Origin of the sequence: Nocardioides alkalitolerans DSM 16699 (assembly GCF_000426525.1) — a bacterium.
GTDB lineage: Bacteria > Actinomycetota > Actinomycetes > Propionibacteriales > Nocardioidaceae > Nocardioides > Nocardioides alkalitolerans.
The window spans coordinates 1,173,895-1,189,602 of the sequence record NZ_AUFN01000010.1 but is presented as its reverse complement, the minus strand read 5'-3'; the positions used below and the strand labels follow the sequence as shown (position 1 = coordinate 1,189,602).

The 15,708-nt window shown below is 72.0% G+C and carries 17 protein-coding genes; 12 read left to right on the top strand and 5 right to left on the bottom strand.

Annotated features, from left to right (window positions below):
• The first annotated feature begins 34 nt into the window (after nt 1-34).
• The 3 genes from K329_RS25055 to K329_RS31425 are packed head-to-tail and all read left to right on the top strand — an operon-like array spanning nt 35 to nt 2,312.
• The gene (locus tag K329_RS25055) at nt 35-1,171 is read left to right on the top strand and encodes a hypothetical protein (protein WP_157571587.1); all 1,137 of its coding nucleotides are present in this window, start codon (nt 35-37) and stop codon (nt 1,169-1,171) included.
• Nucleotides 1,168-1,725: a UGSC family (seleno)protein gene (locus K329_RS30740; protein ID WP_028472396.1), complete on the top strand. Its 558-nt coding sequence runs from the start codon at nt 1,168-1,170 to the stop codon at nt 1,723-1,725. The genes K329_RS25055 and K329_RS30740 overlap by 4 nt, the downstream gene beginning before the upstream one ends.
• A gap of 8 nt (nt 1,726-1,733) precedes the next feature.
• Nucleotides 1,734-2,312, top strand: a complete 579-nt coding sequence (locus K329_RS31425) for a TetR/AcrR family transcriptional regulator (RefSeq protein ID WP_052336429.1) — start codon at nt 1,734-1,736, stop codon at nt 2,310-2,312.
• A gap of 75 nt (nt 2,313-2,387) precedes the next feature.
• On the opposite strand, the gene K329_RS0106385 is transcribed toward K329_RS31425, so the two are convergent.
• Nucleotides 2,388-3,419: an LLM class flavin-dependent oxidoreductase gene (locus K329_RS0106385; protein WP_028472395.1), complete on the bottom strand. Its 1,032-nt coding sequence runs from the start codon at nt 3,417-3,419 to the stop codon at nt 2,388-2,390.
• Nucleotides 3,420-3,519: 100 nt separating this feature from the next.
• On the opposite strand from K329_RS0106385, the gene K329_RS0106380 reads away from it, so the two are divergent.
• The 7 genes from K329_RS0106380 (at nt 3,520) to K329_RS0106350 (ending at nt 10,358) form a co-directional block, all read left to right on the top strand.
• Nucleotides 3,520-4,776, top strand: coding sequence for a cytochrome P450 (locus K329_RS0106380; RefSeq protein WP_043642068.1), 1,257 nt, complete (start codon nt 3,520-3,522; stop codon nt 4,774-4,776).
• Nucleotides 4,777-4,882: 106 nt separating this feature from the next.
• Nucleotides 4,883-5,542 carry an alpha/beta hydrolase fold domain-containing protein gene (locus tag K329_RS31420; RefSeq protein WP_342665402.1) on the top strand — a complete coding sequence of 220 codons (660 nt, stop codon included), beginning with the start codon at nt 4,883-4,885 and terminating at the stop codon, nt 5,540-5,542.
• 103 nt (nt 5,543-5,645) lie between these two features.
• A complete protein-coding gene (locus K329_RS0106370) occupies nt 5,646-6,845 on the top strand; it encodes an ABC transporter substrate-binding protein (RefSeq protein WP_084541017.1) in 1,200 nt (399 codons plus the stop codon).
• A gap of 121 nt (nt 6,846-6,966) precedes the next feature.
• Nucleotides 6,967-7,854, top strand: coding sequence for a branched-chain amino acid ABC transporter permease (locus K329_RS0106365; RefSeq protein ID WP_028472392.1), 888 nt, complete (start codon nt 6,967-6,969; stop codon nt 7,852-7,854).
• Nucleotides 7,851-8,804, top strand: a complete 954-nt coding sequence (locus K329_RS0106360; RefSeq protein ID WP_028472391.1) for a branched-chain amino acid ABC transporter permease — start codon at nt 7,851-7,853, stop codon at nt 8,802-8,804. The genes K329_RS0106365 and K329_RS0106360 overlap by 4 nt, the downstream gene beginning before the upstream one ends.
• Nucleotides 8,801-9,640, top strand: coding sequence for an ABC transporter ATP-binding protein (locus K329_RS0106355; RefSeq protein ID WP_084541016.1), 840 nt, complete (start codon nt 8,801-8,803; stop codon nt 9,638-9,640). The genes K329_RS0106360 and K329_RS0106355 overlap by 4 nt, the downstream gene beginning before the upstream one ends.
• A complete protein-coding gene (locus K329_RS0106350) occupies nt 9,633-10,358 on the top strand; it encodes an ABC transporter ATP-binding protein (RefSeq protein ID WP_028472389.1) in 726 nt (241 codons plus the stop codon). The genes K329_RS0106355 and K329_RS0106350 overlap by 8 nt, the downstream gene beginning before the upstream one ends.
• A 99-nt stretch (nt 10,359-10,457) precedes the next feature.
• On the opposite strand, the gene K329_RS0106345 is transcribed toward K329_RS0106350, so the two are convergent.
• Nucleotides 10,458-11,213: a FadR/GntR family transcriptional regulator gene (locus K329_RS0106345; protein ID WP_211225732.1), complete on the bottom strand. Its 756-nt coding sequence runs from the start codon at nt 11,211-11,213 to the stop codon at nt 10,458-10,460.
• A gap of 115 nt (nt 11,214-11,328) precedes the next feature.
• Between K329_RS0106345 and K329_RS0106340 the strand changes: the two genes are divergently transcribed.
• Nucleotides 11,329-12,579 carry an acyl-CoA dehydrogenase family protein gene (locus tag K329_RS0106340; protein WP_169721570.1) on the top strand — a complete coding sequence of 417 codons (1,251 nt, stop codon included), beginning with the start codon at nt 11,329-11,331 and terminating at the stop codon, nt 12,577-12,579.
• Between the two features lie 41 nt (nt 12,580-12,620).
• Nucleotides 12,621-13,385: an enoyl-CoA hydratase/isomerase family protein gene (locus K329_RS0106335; protein WP_028472386.1), complete on the top strand. Its 765-nt coding sequence runs from the start codon at nt 12,621-12,623 to the stop codon at nt 13,383-13,385.
• Between the two features lie 98 nt (nt 13,386-13,483).
• Here K329_RS0106335 and K329_RS0106330 read toward each other — a convergent pair whose 3' ends face one another.
• The 3 genes from K329_RS0106330 to K329_RS0106320 form a co-directional block, all read right to left on the bottom strand.
• Nucleotides 13,484-13,939, bottom strand: coding sequence for a hypothetical protein (locus K329_RS0106330; RefSeq protein WP_028472385.1), 456 nt, complete (start codon nt 13,937-13,939; stop codon nt 13,484-13,486).
• Between the two features lie 171 nt (nt 13,940-14,110).
• A complete protein-coding gene (locus K329_RS0106325) occupies nt 14,111-14,911 on the bottom strand; it encodes a crotonase/enoyl-CoA hydratase family protein (protein WP_052336425.1) in 801 nt (266 codons plus the stop codon).
• Nucleotides 14,908-15,672: an SDR family NAD(P)-dependent oxidoreductase gene (locus K329_RS0106320; protein ID WP_028472383.1), complete on the bottom strand. Its 765-nt coding sequence runs from the start codon at nt 15,670-15,672 to the stop codon at nt 14,908-14,910. The genes K329_RS0106325 and K329_RS0106320 overlap by 4 nt, the downstream gene beginning before the upstream one ends.
• Nucleotides 15,673-15,708: the final 36 nt, after the last annotated feature.

Genomic DNA, 15,708 nt, shown 5'->3' with positions numbered 1-15,708 from the left:
CGCCCACCCGTCCGTGGTGGGGTGGGAGGTGTCCATGACCGACCTTCTGGAGCTGCCGGCCGACGAGGTCGGCGAGATCTTCTTCGCCCGGGGGTGGACGGACGGCCTGCCCGTCGTGCCGCCCACCCCGCCGGCCGTCGCCGCGATGGTGGCCGCGGTCGACGGGGAGCCCGACGACGTGATCGGCGGCATCCCCCGGCGCGGCCGGGTCGTCACGATCGAGCAGGCGGCGGTGAACGCGGTCATGGCGGGCTGCCTCCCGGCGTACTTCCCGATCGTCGTCGCCGCGCTCGGCGCCGCCCTCGACCCGGCCTTCAACGCGCACGCCGCGTTCACCAGCACCGGCGGAGCGGCCACGTGCGTGGTCGTGAGCGGACCGCTGGCCGCCGAGGTCGGCATGAACGCGTCGCACAACGCGCTCGGACCCGGCAACCGCGCCAACGCCACGATCGGTCGCGCGGTGCGGCTCGTCGCCCGCAACGTCTTCGGGGCCCGCGTCGGCGACATGGACGCCACCTCCATGGGCAACCCCGGCAAGCTGACGCTCTGCTTCGCCGAGCAGGACCCGCCGGCGCCCTGGGAGCCGCTGCGCGTGCAGCTCGGCTTCGACGCCGACGACACGACGGTGACCGTGATGGCCACCGAGGCGCCGCGGCAGGTCGCGAACCACCTCTCCGAGGTGCCGGAGGACGTCGCCCGCACCTTCGTGTCCGCCATCCGGGTGGCCGCGAGCTTCCCCGTCGGCAAGGGCGGCCAGGGGATCGCCGTGCTGTGCCCCGAGCACTCCGGGGCGCTGCGCGACGGGGGCTGGTCGCAGGCGCGCGTCCGCGAGTTCCTGTTCCGGGAGAGCCGCCTGCCGCCCGACGAGCTCGTCGCGCACGGCGTGCCCCTCGAGGTGGGGAGCCAGCACGACATGACGCCGGGCGCCGACGGGCTGCTCCCGTCGCTGGCCTCGGCCGACGACGTGCTCCTCGTGACCGCAGGGGGTCCCGGACCGGGCTGGTCGGCCTACCTGCCGGCCTTCGCGCCCGCGCAGCACACCCGCGCGGTCACCCGCCGCGTGCGTACGGCGGGCGAGGCCCTGCCCGACTGCGGGCCCGACGCCTGCGAGGTCGACCTCTCGACGTTCTCCCGCCCGACCGCCCGTCCCACCCCCGAGGAGCCCGCATGACGACCATCCAGGTGCACGTGCCCGTCGTCGAGGACGCGCCCGCCGCGCCGGTGGACCTCGCGTCCCGCGTCGGCCGCGACGTCGTCGGGGGCCGGCTCGTGCTGATCGACAACGGCAAGCCGAAGGCCCGCGACCTGCTCGCCCATCTCGGCGACGCGCTCGCCGAGCGTCTCTCGCTCGACCACGTCGAGCTGGTCAGCAAGTCGTCGGCGGCGTTCCCGGTCGAGGACGCCCACGCGGACGAGATCGCGGCGCGCGCCGACCTCGTCGTCACCGGTCTCGGTGACTGCGGGGCGTGCAGCGCCTGCTCCCTGCAGGACGCGCTGCTCCTCGAGCGTCGCGGTGTGCCGGCGACGGTGCTCATCACCGACGTGTTCGTGGCCCACGTCGCCCGGTTCGCGGCGAACCTGGGCTCGCCCGGCTACCACCACCTCGTGGTGCCCCACCCGGCCGCGACCAAGAGCGACGACCGGCTGCGGACGCTGGCTCGCGCGTCGGTCGACGCGGCCGTCGAGCAGCTGCGCAGCGCCCCGGCCCTGCTGCCGGTCTCGTGACGCCAGTCGTGCCTCCCGCCGACGACGCCGACCCGCCCCGTGCCAGGGGCCGGGCCGACGCCGAGCGCAACCGGACCCGCGTCGCGGAGGCGGCGGCGCTCGTGTTCGCCGAGCACGGGCTCGACGCCACCGTCGCCCAGGTGGCCGACCGGGCGCGCGTCGGCAACGCGACGGTCTACCGCAACTACCCGAGCAAGACCGAGCTGCTGAGCGAGGTCGCGCTGCGGTGGCTGGTCGACTGGCGCACGGCGCTGCGGGCCGCCGCCGACGCCGGCGACGTACCGTTCCGCGAGGTCTTTCTCGAGCTCTACGCGCGCCTGCGCGGCGACCGCCTGGCCCTCGACCTGCTCCGGGCGGGCGCGATCGACGACGAGGTGACGGCCGCGCGCGCGGAGGTCGAGGCCCTCTTCACCGCGTCCCTCGACGCCGCCGTGGCCGACGGTCTCGTGCGGCCCGGCATCACCTACGCCGACCTCTCCGTGCTCATCCTCGGCACCGCCGGACGGCTCTCCGAGATCGGCGAGACCGACCCGGCCGCGTGGCGCCACGTCGCCGACATGATCTGGGCGGGCATCGCGACGGGCTGAGGCCGGTCGGTTCGCGGTAGGAGGTACCCGTGGCGCGGGTACGACCTACCGCGAGGGGTCAGGGCCGTCGTCGGCTCAGGCGGCCCGCACGACGCGGTCGACCGAGACGATGTCGGCGACGGCGGGCACGATGTCGCGGCCGAGGTCGTCGAGGTACTCCACGACCGCCTCGCTCGTCATGTGCGGCCACTGGGCCCGTACGAGGATCGGGTCGATCGGCACGAGCGCGGCCATCTCGGCGATCTGGGCGACGCACTCGTCGGGGGTGCCGATGAACGTCTCCTTGCGGGCGACCTCGCGGAACTCCCGGGAGAGCTCGTCGGCGCTGCGGGTCGCGAGCTGGCGGTCGGCGTAGGCGAGCAGCCGCTCCTTGGCCATGGACTCGAACCGCTCGTACGCCGCGTCCGTCGTCGCGGCCGGGATGATCTCGCGGCGCAGCGGGTGCTTCACCTGGGGCCGGCCGACCCGCTCGCGCTCGTCCTCGTAGATCGAGAGGAGCCGCACCATCTCGGGTCCGCGGGTCTCCGGGGTGATGGGCCAGCCGTCGCCGAGGCGGGCGGAGCGTCGTACCCCGTGGTCCTTCATGGCGCCGATCCAGATCGGCGGGTGCGGCTCCTGGTAGGGCCGGATGTGGGTCTTGCCCTCCGTCAGCGACCAGAACCTCCCGTCGAACGACACCGTGTCCTGCGTCCACATCTGCTTCATGATGCTGATCGCCTCGTCGAACATCGCGAAGCGCTGGGAGAAGTCGACGCCCAGTGCCGTGAACTCGTCCTCGCGGTAGCCGGCGCCCGCCCCGACGACCAGGCGGCCGCGGGTCAGGATGTCGAGCGTCGCGAGGTCCTCGGCCAGCATCACCGGGTGGTAGAGCGGCACCTGCACGACCGTCGTGGCCAGGGTGACGTGCTCGTCGAGCTCGGCCGCGATGCGCGCCAGCGTCGGGATGGGCTGCAGCCAGCGCAGGTCGCCGTACAGGAAGTGCTGCCCCATCGTGATGTGCGAGATGCCGTTGCGCTGGGCCGCCTCCACCTGGCGCAGCAGGCCGTCGAGGTGGTCGCGCGGGGAGACGCTCGCGTGGACATCGCCGAGGATGACGCCGATCTGCACTGCGGACCTCCGTGCTGGGTGGCCGCCACTGGCCCGTGGCGAATATCTCCCTATCATATGCATGAATTGCGTCACACTGTCGAGCAGCGCGAGGGGTCCCATGTCCACCGAAGCACCCGACCGTCCGGGCGTCACCGTGGTCGAGTTCGACCACAACTCGCCCACGCACTCCGCCGACCTGGTGGCGTCGTACCGCCGGCTCCGCGCGACCGCACCGATCGCCTGGACCCCCGCGCAGGGCGGCTTCTGGGTGCTGAGCGACTACCCGTCGGTGTTCGACGCCGCCCGTGACGAGGGCACCTTCTCGTCGGCGCGCAGCGAGCACGGCGGCACCGGGCTGAACAACGTGATCCCGAAGGCGCCGACGCGCCTGCACATCCCGGTCGAGCTCGACCCGCCGCTGCACCGCTCCTACCGCCAGCTGCTCAACCCCCTCACCTCGCCGGCGGCGGTCGCGCGCCTCGCGCCGATGGTCGAGGGGTGGACGACGTGGTTCGTCGACCAGGTCGTCGAGCAGGGCGCGTGCGACTTCTCCAGCGTCATCGGCGTGCCCGCCGTGGTGACGCTCGACTGGCTGGGGCTCGACGTCGCCGACTGGCGCCGCTACTCCCGGGCGCTGCACTCCGTGCTCGCCGACACCCCGGGCAGCGAGGCCCACACCCGCTCGGTGCAGGTCGACATCCCGTGGATGGAGGGCCGCATCATGGAGGCGATCGTCGCCCGTCGGGCCGAGCCGCGCGACGACGTCATCAGCCACCTGCTCGACCAGGAGGTCGACGGCGAGCCCATCACCGACGACGGCGTCTACTCCCTCGTCGAGCTGCTCATCAGCGGCGGCGTCGGCACGACGGCCTCGCTCGTCAGCCAGACCCTCGTGCACCTCCAGCGGGACCGGGCGCAGCGCCGGGAGCTGATCGAGCAGCCGGAGCTGCTGGAGCGGGCGGTCGAGGAGTTCCTGCGCGCGTTCTCGCCCACCCAGGCGCTGGCGCGCACGGTGGTGCAGGACGTCGACTTCCACGGCGCTCCGCTGCGCGTCGGCGACCGGGTGCTGCTCGCCTGGAGCTCCGCCAACCGCGACCCCGCGCAGTTCGACGACGCCGACGAGGTGCGGATCGACCGCTGGCCCAACCGCCACACCGCCTTCGGGATGGGGGTCCACCGGTGTGCCGGGGCCCACCTCGGACGGGCCATGGCGCGGTCGCTGATCGGGCAGGTCCTCGAGCGCATGCCCGACTACGAGATCGACCTCGACGCGGTCGAGACCTACGTGCACCAGGGCGTCAACGCCGGCTTCCAGCGCATCCCGGCGACCTTCACACCGGGGCCGCGCCGCGGCTCCGACGTGGCGGGGATGTGAGCGGGGTGGCCGGGTTCCGGTACGACGAGCGCCTCGACCCCGAGGTGGCGGCGGCGCTGGAGGCGATGCCCGTCTACGACCTCGCTGACATCCCCCGGGCCCGGGCCTGGCGCCGCGAGCTGGCTGCGGCCACCCGCGCGCAGGCGGTGCCGCACGACGGGGTGCACGTCGAGGAGCGCACCCTGACCGGGGCGGACGGCCGCGACGTGCTCGTGCGGGTGCACCGGCCCGCCGCGGGGGCGGCGCCGGACGCGGGCCGGCTGCTCTGGGTGCACGGCGGTGGGCACGTGTCGCGCTGCGGGCCCGCGACGAGGGCGACGTCGTGGTCGACGCCCAGCTGCTCGTCTACCCGATGCTCGACGACCGGGAGGCGACGGTCTCGAGCCGCGGGGTGGTCGACCCCCGGGTCTGGGACGTCACCAAGAACCGCCACGCCTGGGCGGCGTACCTGGGCGGGGTTGCGGGAACCGTGCGCCCCGGCGACGCGGGCGTCCCGGCGTACGCGGCACCCGCCCGCGCCGACGACCTGCGTCGGCTGCCCCGCACCTGGCTGGCGACGGCCGAGCTGGACCTCTTCTGCGACGAGGACGTCGCGTACGCCGCCCGCCTCCTCGAGGTGGGGGTGTCGGTCGAGCTGCACGTCTATCCCGGCGCCGTGCACGGCTTCGACGTCTTCGCCCCGGCCTCGGCCGTCGCCCGCCGGTTCGTCGCGGAGCGGACTCGTGCGTTCCGCACGTTTCTCGCGCCGGCGTCCGATCTGCACTGATCTGCACCTTTCGCTGAACCGCTTTACAGCGAACCGACGCGACCCTATGGTGTGGATCACATGCGAATCATGCGCATGATATTCAAAGTAACGAGGAGTTCGGATGAGCGGGTTCATGGGCGGGTCCCAGCGCCGGATGGCATTCGGTGCCATCGTCACGGCGTCAGTTCTCGGGCTGTCAGCGTGTGGAAGCGTCAGCGGAGGCGGTGGCCCCCAGGCCAGCGACGAGCTGCCGGACACGATCAAGGTCGTGTCGATCAACCCGACGACGGGCGTGGTCGCCTTCGCCGGCGAGGCCGCGAACAAGGGCTACGAGCTCGCGATCAAGGAGATCAACGAGCAGGACTACCTCGAGGGCACGACCATCGAGATCGACTACGTCGACACCAAGTCCGAGCCCCAGACCGCCGCCCAGGAGATGACCAAGGCCACCGCGGGTGGCGAGGTCTCCGCCGTGTTCGGCTCCGTCTCGAGCAACGAGGCCGTGGCCATGTCGCCGCTCGCCGAGCAGCGCCAGATGCCCACCATCTACACGCAGGCCGGCAGCGACGGTGTGGTCGTGGGCGACTACACCTACCGCGCCACGCCCCTGATGCGTGAGTACTACCCGCTCCTGAAGCAGTACATCGAGGAGACCGGCGCCCAGTCGCTCGGCATCATCTACACCGAGGCCACCCCGACGCTGCAGGACATCGGCAGCAACACGCTCCCCGCCATGGCGGAGGAGCTCGGCATCGAGATCACCGCGTCGGTCGGCACGCAGGCGACCACGCAGGACTTCTCGGCGCCGATCTCGCAGGTGCTCGGCTCCGAGCCCGACCTCGTGTCGGTGCTGCTCGTGGGTGCCGCCAACCCGACCGCCATGACGCAGCTGCGCCAGGCCGGGTACGACGGCCCCGTGCTCGGCAACTCGGGCGCCTCGGCCGGCAACCTCGACCCCGCGGGCGAGGCCGGCAACGGCATGGTCTGGGCCGCTGACTTCAACTACCAGATGAGCGCGACCTCCAGCCAGGAGTTCGTCGAGGCCTACAACGAGGAGTTCGGCGAGGACCCGCTGAACTACGCGGCCGAGGCGTACGACGCCGCCTGGTTCCTGGCGCGCTCGCTCAAGGAGGCCCAGTCGGCCGACCGCGAGTCCGTCAAGGACGCCATGGCGACCGTCGCCGAGGAGAGCTTCGACGGTGCTCTGGGCGAGGGCCTGACCTGGGTCGACAACGACCTCCAGGTGCCCGGCGTCGTCATCGAGTACTCGACCGACGGCGAGATCCTGCTCTACGAGGGTGAGCCCGCCGCGGCGGAGTGACCTCTCGCTCCACCCCGCACAGCACGGGTGGGGGTCGCGACGGAGCCTCGTCACGGCCCCCACCCCAGGGCGTCCCGGACGCCCGGACACCACCACGCACCGACCATGAATGGGAGGGGCCATGCAGGACGTCCTGAGCGTCGTCAGCCTCGGCTCGATCTACTTGCTGTTCGCCCTCGGCATGAGCTTGACCTGGGGCACCATCGACGTACTGAACTTCTCGCACGGCTCGATCTTCATGTTCTCCACCTTCACCGCCTACCTCCTCCTGGGCTCGACGGCGCTGCCGTTCCTGGCCGTCGTGGCGGTGGCGGTGGCGGTGGGCGCGCTCATGTCGGTGCTCATCCAGGTGCTGGCGTTCGAGCAGATCATCAAGCGGGCACGCACGAAGAAGAACGCCGAGATGCAGATCCTCATCGGCGGCATCGGCATCGCGATCATCCCGCTGGCGATCGCGCAGCACCACACCAAGAGCAACCCGTTCGGGCTGCGTGAGTCGTCGTTCTCGGTCGACACCTGGGTGGTCGGCGACCTCCGCATCACGAACATCGCGGTGATGACGATCATCGTCGCGCTGGTGCTCTGGCTCGCCCTCGCCCTGTGGCTGCGCCGCTCGCGCAACGGCCTCGCCCTGCGGGCGATCGGCGTCGACGCCGAGGTGGCCTCCCTCATGGGCGTCGACCGCCGCCGCCTCGCCCTCGTCACGATGGCCGTCGCCGGCGGTCTCGCCGGCCTGGCCGGTGTGCTCTTCACGTTCACGCTCGGCGCGATCACGCCCGAGAGCGGCGACACCCTGCTCGTGAAGGCGTTCGCCATCATCATCCTCGGCGGCGTGGGCAGCATGCGCGGCGTCGCCTTCGGTGCCTACTTCCTCGCGGCCTGCGAGGTCTGGGTGCTCACCCAGACCAGCGGCTCGTGGGTGGAGGCCGTGTCGTTCGGCCTCATCTTCATCGTCCTGCTGATCCGTCCCGCCGGCGTCTTCGGACGCAAGGAGGTCCGTCGCACATGAGCAGCTTCTACCTGACCAACCTGGTCCTGGTGCAGGCCACCATCACCGGCCTGCTGCTGGCCCTCAGCATCCAGGTCCCGATCCGCATGGGCGTCTTCTCGTTCGCCGGTGCCGGCGCCTACGGCTTCGGCTGCTACGCCGGCGCGATCCTCGTGCTGGACTACCAGATGGCTGCCGTCCCGACGATCGTCATCACCGGGCTCCTGGCGGGTCTGGTCGTGCTCGTCGTCGGCCTGCTGATCGCCAAGCTGAACGGTCTCTACCTCGCCATGGCGACGGTGGCGTTCTGCCTCATCATCAGCGTGGTCGCCATCAACGGCGGCGAGCTGACGGGCGGCTCGACCGGCCGGTACGGCGTGATCTCCGACTTCACGATGGGCCACATGTTCGCCATCGGTGCGATCGCCCTCGTGCTCGTCGCGCTCAGCGAGCGGGGCAAGCTCGGCCGCCGCGTGGACGCCGTCCGCGAGGACCCCGAGCTCGCCGCCTCGATGGGCATCAACGTCCGCCGCTACCGCCTGGTCGCGTTCGCCGTGAGCGGCGTCCTCGGCGGCGTCGCCGGCGCCATGAACATCCTGGTGCGCAGCGCGGTCAGCCCGCTCGACATCGGCTTCCCGCTCATCGTGCTCGCCCTGACGATGATCATCGTGGGCGGCTCGCTGTCCTGGAAGGGCGCGGTCATCGGCGCCCTCATCTTCACGTGGCTGCCCGACCTGCTCGCCGTCGTCGGCGAGTGGCAGGAGCTCATCTACGGCATCATCGTCGCGATCGCGGCGGTCCTGCTCCCGCGCGGCCTCTACGGCGTGTACGTCGACACGAAGCGCTCCGTGCTGCGCCGCCGCCGCCAGGAGGCGACCGACAAGGCGACCGCGCAGACGCCCCCGCCGACCAGCACCGGCGACACCACGGACATCGACCGGCTCGCGCCCGAGATGGAGGCCCAGCGATGAGCACCCCGAACACCGCGGAGACCCTGCCCACGACGGGCCCGGCCGGCGGCGCGCCCGCGTCGCCCGGTGGCGTGGCCGTGCTCGAGTGCGACGACGTCTGCGTCCACTTCGGCGGCGTCAAGGCCGTCGACGGCATCTCCCTGCAGCTGCTGCCCGACACGATCCACGGGATCATCGGCCCCAACGGGTCGGGCAAGAGCACCCTCATCGGCGCCATCACCCGGCTGACGAAGCTGACCAGCGGCCGTCTGCTCTTCGACGGCGAGGAGTACCAGAGCTCGCCGGCGTCGGTGGTGGCCCGCAAGCGCGTGGCCCGCACGTTCCAGACGGTCCGGCTGCTGCCCGACCTGACCGTCCTGGAGAACATCCAGCTCGGCGCCGACGGTCGCACGCACGACGAGGGCCCCCGCCCGAACCTGCTGAAGCGGCTGCTGGGCAAGCAGATCTCGCCCGCCGTGGGGGAGGCCATCGAGCGCACCAACCTCCAGGGCTTCGAGAGCTTCTACCCGTCCGAGCTCTCGTACGGCACGCAGCGCCGCGTGGAGATCGCCCGGGCCATCTCCACCGGACCGCGGCTCCTGCTGCTCGACGAGCCGACCGCCGGCATGAACCAGACGGAGCGCGCGGAGATCTCGGCGCTGCTCCAGAGCCTGCGCACCGGTGGCCTCAGCCAGCTGCTGGTCGAGCACGACGTGCAGATGATGATCGACACCTGCGACCACGTCTTCGCCATGAACTTCGGCAAGCTCATCGCCGAGGGCCGGCCGAAGGACGTCGTGCAGAGCCCCCAGGTCCAGGAGGCCTACCTCGGAAGGAAGTGGCGCGACCATGCTTGATGTCAGCGACCTGCACGTCAGCTACGGCAACGTCGAGGCCGTCCGCGGCGTCTCGATGTCGACGACGCCGGGCAAGATCACGCTCGTGCTCGGCGCCAACGGCGCCGGCAAGACCACCACGCTCAAGGCGGTGGCCGGCCTCGAGAAGCCGGTGAGCGGCAAGGTCACGCTCGACGGCACGGACCTCACCGGGCTCGCGCCCCACAAGATCGTGCGGCACGGCGTCTCGCTCGTGCCCGAGGGGCGTCGGATCTTCGGCCCCCTGACGGTCGCGGAGAACCTCCGGATGGGCGCCTACACGGCGGACAAGTCGCTCGTCGCCGAGACCCTCGAGCGCGTCCACGAGATGTTCCCGATCCTCCAGCAGCGCGCCGACTCCGCCGCTGGCCTGCTCAGCGGCGGCGAGCAGCAGATGCTGGCCTTCGGGCGCGCGCTGATGGCGCAGCCGAAGATCATGCTGCTCGACGAGCCCTCGATGGGTCTCGCGCCCGCGATCGTCGACTCGATCCTCGCCAAGGTGCGCCAGATGGCCGACTCGGGCATCGGCATCCTCATGGTCGAGCAGAACGCCGAGGCGGGTCTCGACGTCGCCGACGACGTCGTCGCGGTCGCCCGCGGCGAGGTCATCTTCGCCGGCGCCGCCAGCGAGGCGCGCGACAACAGCGCCGTGCTCCGGGCCTTCCTCGGCGAGGCGGCCCTGGCCGGCTCGGACGACTGACACGTGCCACGCACGACAGAGGGTCCCCACGCCGCGAGGCGCAGGGACCCTCTGTCCGCGTCTGCGGGGGAGCCGGGCCCGACGTACCGGGCGACGGGGTCAGCCGAAGTAGCGCTGGTCCCAGGGGATGGTCTCGCCCATGAGCTGGGGGAACTTGCGCTCGGCGTAGCGCTCGTAGGCCTCGATGTGCTCGCGCATGCGGGCCTCGGACGCCTCGGGGTCACGGGCCGCGAGGGCCTCGTAGATCTCCACGTGGGCCTTGAGGATCGCCGTGCGGCGGTAGCCCGGGTAGTCGATGCCGATGACGGTGCCGTCCATGATCCCGAGCAGGGACTCGATGACGTAGCCGAACAGCGAGTTGCGCGACGACCAGGCGATGATGTCGTGGAAGCGCTTGTTGGCGTCGAGGAACGAGTACTGGTCGTCCATCTCGTCCCGCATCTGGTCGACCGTGCCCCGCAGCGCGGTGAGCTCCTCGTCGGTCATGCGCGTGGCGGCGAGGTTGCTGATCATCGGCTCGACGGCCGAGCGCACCTCGACGATGTTGCGGAACGGCGCCGACCGCAGCTGCATCAGCAGCACGAGGGTGCTGCCCAGGTGGGCGGCGTCGGGGTTCTGCAGCACCGGGCCGCCGCGCGGTCCGGGCTTGAGCGAGATGACGCCCTGGAACTCGAGCAGCCGCAGCGCCTCGCGGAGCGTGCCGCGCCCGGTCTGGTACTTCTCCAGCATCGTGCGCTCGGGCTCGAGGAGCTCGCCGGGGCCGAGGCCCGCGCGCAGCGCGTCCTGGACGATGCGCTGGGCGACGAGCATCGCGGCCTTGGGGGGCCGCTGAGCTGCGGAATCGCGTGTGACCATCGTGGTTCGTCCTCCGAGCGGCCGGTCAAAGATGGTGAACATTAGCACCGATGCGTTATTCGAATGCTGCTTCGACGCACCGTACGTCGAGCTGACCCGAAGGAGCCTGAACACGATGTCTGTGACCACCGCCCCCGCCGCTGTCGGCGACACCGACGAGGCGCGTCGCGCCGCCTTGCTGGAGCGGGCCGAGCGGGCCGACCTGGCCCGCGAGATCGGCGACCTGGTGCAGGAGTGGGGACGGCGCGAGGTGCGCCCCACGATCGCCGCCCGGGAGACCGCGGGGGAGTTCCCGCGCGACCTCTACGCCCAGATGGGCCAGATGGGCTTCTTCGGCTGCTGCTTCCCGCCCGAGGTCGGCGGCACGGGTGCGGGCTTCCGCGCGCTCGCGGCGGTCTCGGAGAAGCTGGCGTGGGTCTACCCGCCGCTGTCGGCGTCGATGAACCTCCAGGCCGCCACGGTCCCGCTGACGATCGCGAACTGGGGCACCCCCGAGCAGCGGGAGCGCTGGGTGCCGGGCCTGCTCACCGGCGAGCTGCTCGGCTGCAACGCGATGACCGAGCCCGACGGGGGCTCCGACTTCCTGGGCGCCATGCGCACGCGCGCCGTGCGCGACGGGGACGACTACGTCCTCAACGGCGCGAAGATGTGGATCACCAACGCCAACGTCGCCGACGTCGCGATCGTCTACGCGAAGACGGACCCCGCGGCCGGCCACAGGGGCGTCACCGCGTTCGTCGTCCCCACCGCCACCCCCGGCTTCGAGGCCACCCGCGTCCCCTGCCGGGGCCTCGGGAAGCTCATGCCCACGAACTCGGTGAGCCTGACCGACGTGCGCGTGCCCGCCAGCGCTCTGCTCGGCGCCGAGGGCCAGGGGTTCGTCGTGGCCATGAACGCCATGGACTACGGCCGCCTCACCGTCGCCGCCCGCTCCGTCGGTCTCGCCCAGGCCTGCCTCGACGCCGCGCTGGCGTACGCCGACGAGCGCACCGCCTTCGGCGACAAGATCGGCTCGTTCCAGATGGTCAAGAAGCAGCTCGCCGACATGACCGTCGAGGTCGCCGCCGCGCGCGGTCTCGTGGCCGAGGCCGCCGCGAGGTACGACGAGGGCGACCTCGCCACGCGGGAGAGCTCGATCGCCAAGTACTACGCCGGCGAGGTCTGCAACCGCGCGGCCCAGGCGACCGCGGAGATCTTCGGCGGCGCCGCCTTCATGGACGAGCTGCCGATCGGGCTCTACCTCAACTTCGCCAAGCTGTGGCAGACCGGCGAGGGCTCGGCCAACATCCAGGCCGTGCTCATCGCCGACGACGCCCTCGGCTGGAAGCGCATGGACCGGCACCGCACGGTGCTGAAGTCGTCCTGATCAACCCGACCGTTCCCGCACCACCACCAGGAGGAAGAACCTTGTCCGACGTCCTCGTCACCGAGCGCGGCACCGCGCTCTGGATCCAGCTCAACCGGCCCGAGCGTCGCAACGCGTACGACGCGCACATGGCCGCCGCGATCACGGAGGCGCTCGAGGACGCGTCGACGTACCACTCGGTGGTCATCACCGGGTCGGGCGGGTCGTTCTGCGCCGGCGGAGCGCTCACCAACCTCAGCGAGCCCGACATGCCGTCGATGCGCGGCCTCTACAAGGGGTCGCTGCGGCTCTTCGACGCCATCCGCACCTGTCCCCGTCCCGTGATCGCCGCGGTCAACGGCGCGGCCGCGGGCGGCGGCAACGAGCTCGTCGTCGCCTGCGACCTCGCGGTCGCGGCCCGGTCCGCCACGTTCGGCCAGACCGGCCCGAAGGTCGGCAGCTCGCCGGTGACCGGCGCGACGAACGTGATGGGCGTGCAGATCGGTGAGAAGCGCGCGAAGGAGCTCTCGATGCTCTGCCGGCGCTACCCCGCGCAGCGGGCGTACGAGATGGGCCTCGTCAACGAGGTCGTCGACGACGACCTGCTCGAGGAGACCGTCGAGGCCTGGTGCGCCGACCTGGCCGCGCTCTCGCCGCGCTACCTCGAGATCACGAAGATCAGCTCCAACATGTGGTGGAACGCCGCGCGCGACTCGTTCTCCACCGGCCTCGGCATGCTCGTCCAGGCCATCGGCTCGCCCGACATGCGCGAGGGCGCCGCCTCGTTCATGGAGAAGCGCAAGCCGCAGTTCCCGGCCCCGGAGTGAGCCAGGCCTAGCCCCGTCGGCCGGGTAGTCCCTGACGATCGGGTCGTCTCCCGGACCCGGGAACGACCACTGCGTCAGGGACTACCCGCGCGATGCCGTCAGGCTGGACCGGCCCAGTGGGGCAGGTCGGGCGTGGCGGCGATCCGGGTCGCGCGCATCTCGGCGTCGTAGGAGAACTGCACGAAGGAGCCGTCGATCTCGTAGACGTCGAAGTCCTCCCCGTCGTGGCGGAACGGCGGCCCGAGCAGCGCCCGCACCTCGTCGCGCGACGGCGCGACCCGGAGGCCGTCGACGAGCGGCTGGTCGGGGTCGTGGACGTCGAAGCCCGCGGCGTTCCGCCCCGTGGAGAAGGTGACGGACGCGAGCAGCCGGTGCTTGAAGAGGAAGCCGACGCCCGCGGCCGTGTAGTTCATGTAGAGGGCGGGCGGCCCGGAGAACTTCCGGACCTTCACCGGGCCGTCGTGGGTGGCCTGGAGGTCCGTGACCACGGGGTCCTGCGGGGTGCGGCCGAGGGCGGGCAGGTAGGCCGTGAGGCCGCCGGAGAGCGTGGGCATCAGCGAGACTCCTCGTCGTCGGGTCGGTGCGACCGCTCCTACCCGCCGGCCGCTGTGCGGATCCGCGGTGACGCCCTCGGGGCGCAGGGCCTCCCCGGACGAGCCGGTCCCCCGGTCGGGGCTGCCGAACGGGGGACCGGGACCTGCGGGCGCCGGGGGCGCGGGGGTGGGTCAGCGACCCTGCCAGCGGGGAGCGCGCTTCTCCTTGAAGGCGGTGGCGCCCTCGCGGGCGTCCTCCGAGCCGCGGACCGGGACGGTGATGTCGCGCTGACGGTCGAACATCTCGTCGCGCGACCACTCCGGGGCCTCGACGATGACCTGCTTCGTGGCGCGTACGGCGAGGGGGCCGTTCGCCGCGATGGCCCGCCCGAGCTCGAGCGCCCCCGCGAGGGCGCCCCCGCGCGGGGTGAGGCGGTTGACGAGGAAGACCTCGTGGGCCTGCTGGGCGGTGATCATCGCGCCGGTGAGGGCCCACTCCATCGCGAGGTGGTACGGAACGCGCTGGGGCAGGCGCATCAGTCCGCCGCCGGCGGCGACGAGCCCGCGCTTGACCTCGGGCAGCCCGAACTTCACGTCGTCGGCCGCCACGATCATGTCGCAGGCCAGCGCGATCTCGAACCCGCCCGCGAGGGCGTAGCCCTCCACCGCGGCGATGAGCGGCTTGCTCGGCGGGCCCTCGACGATGCCGGCGAACCCGCGGCCGGGGATCGACGGCTTCTCGCCGGCGAGGAAGGCCTTGAGGTCCATGCCGGCGCAGAACGTGCTGCCGGCGCCGGTGATGATCCCGGAGACGAGCGTCGGGTCGGAGTCGAGGCGGTCCATCGCCGCGCCGATCGCCTCGGCCGTCACCGTGTTGATGGCGTTGCGGGCGCCCGGACGGTTGATGGTCACGACGAGCACGCCGTCGACGACCTCGGTGAGGACGGGGTCCTGCTCCTCGGTGACCGTCGTGTCCGTGGTGCCGGCGGTCATCGCGGCGACATCCGGATCGCGCCGTCGAGGCGGATCGTCTCGCCGTTGAGCATCGCGTTGTCGATGACGTGCAGCGCGGTCGAGGCGAACTCCTCGGGGCGGCCGAGGCGCGCCGGGTGGGGCACCTGGGCGGCCAGCCCGTCGCGGATCTCGTCGGAGAACCGGGCGAGGATCGGGGTGTCGAAGATGCCGGGCGCGAGCGAGCAGACCCGGATCTTGGCGCGCGAGAGGTCGCGCGCCGCCACCAGGGTCATGCCGACGACGCCGGCCTTCGCCGAGGCGTAGGGGATCTGGCCGATCTGGCCCTCCCAGGCGGCGACCGAGGCGGTGAGCACGCAGACGCCGCGCTCGCCGTCGACGGGCTCGTTCGCCGCCATGCGGGCGGCGGCCAGGCGCAGCACGTTGAAGGTGCCGACGAGGTTGATGTCGACGATCTCCTTGTAGAGGTCGTAGTCGCCGGCGCTGCCGTCCTTGTTGACGAGCCGCACGGTGCCACCGCGACCGGCGCAGTGCACGAGGGCCCGCAGCGGCGCCTTCGACGTGGCGACGTCGAGCGCGGCGTCGACGGCGTCGGCGTCGCGCACGTCCGCCGGGCTGAAGCTGGCGAGGTCGCCGAGCTTCTCGGCGACCTCGGCGCCCGCGGAGGAGGGCAGGTCGACGATCGTGGTGGGCACGCCGCGGTCGACCAGGGCGGTCACGGTGGCCAGGCCGAGGCCGGAGGCGCCGCCGGTGACGAGGGCGGAGGCGTTGTCGAGGTTCAAGGAAGGGCCTTTCGTCAGGTCCGGGTCAGGTCGAGA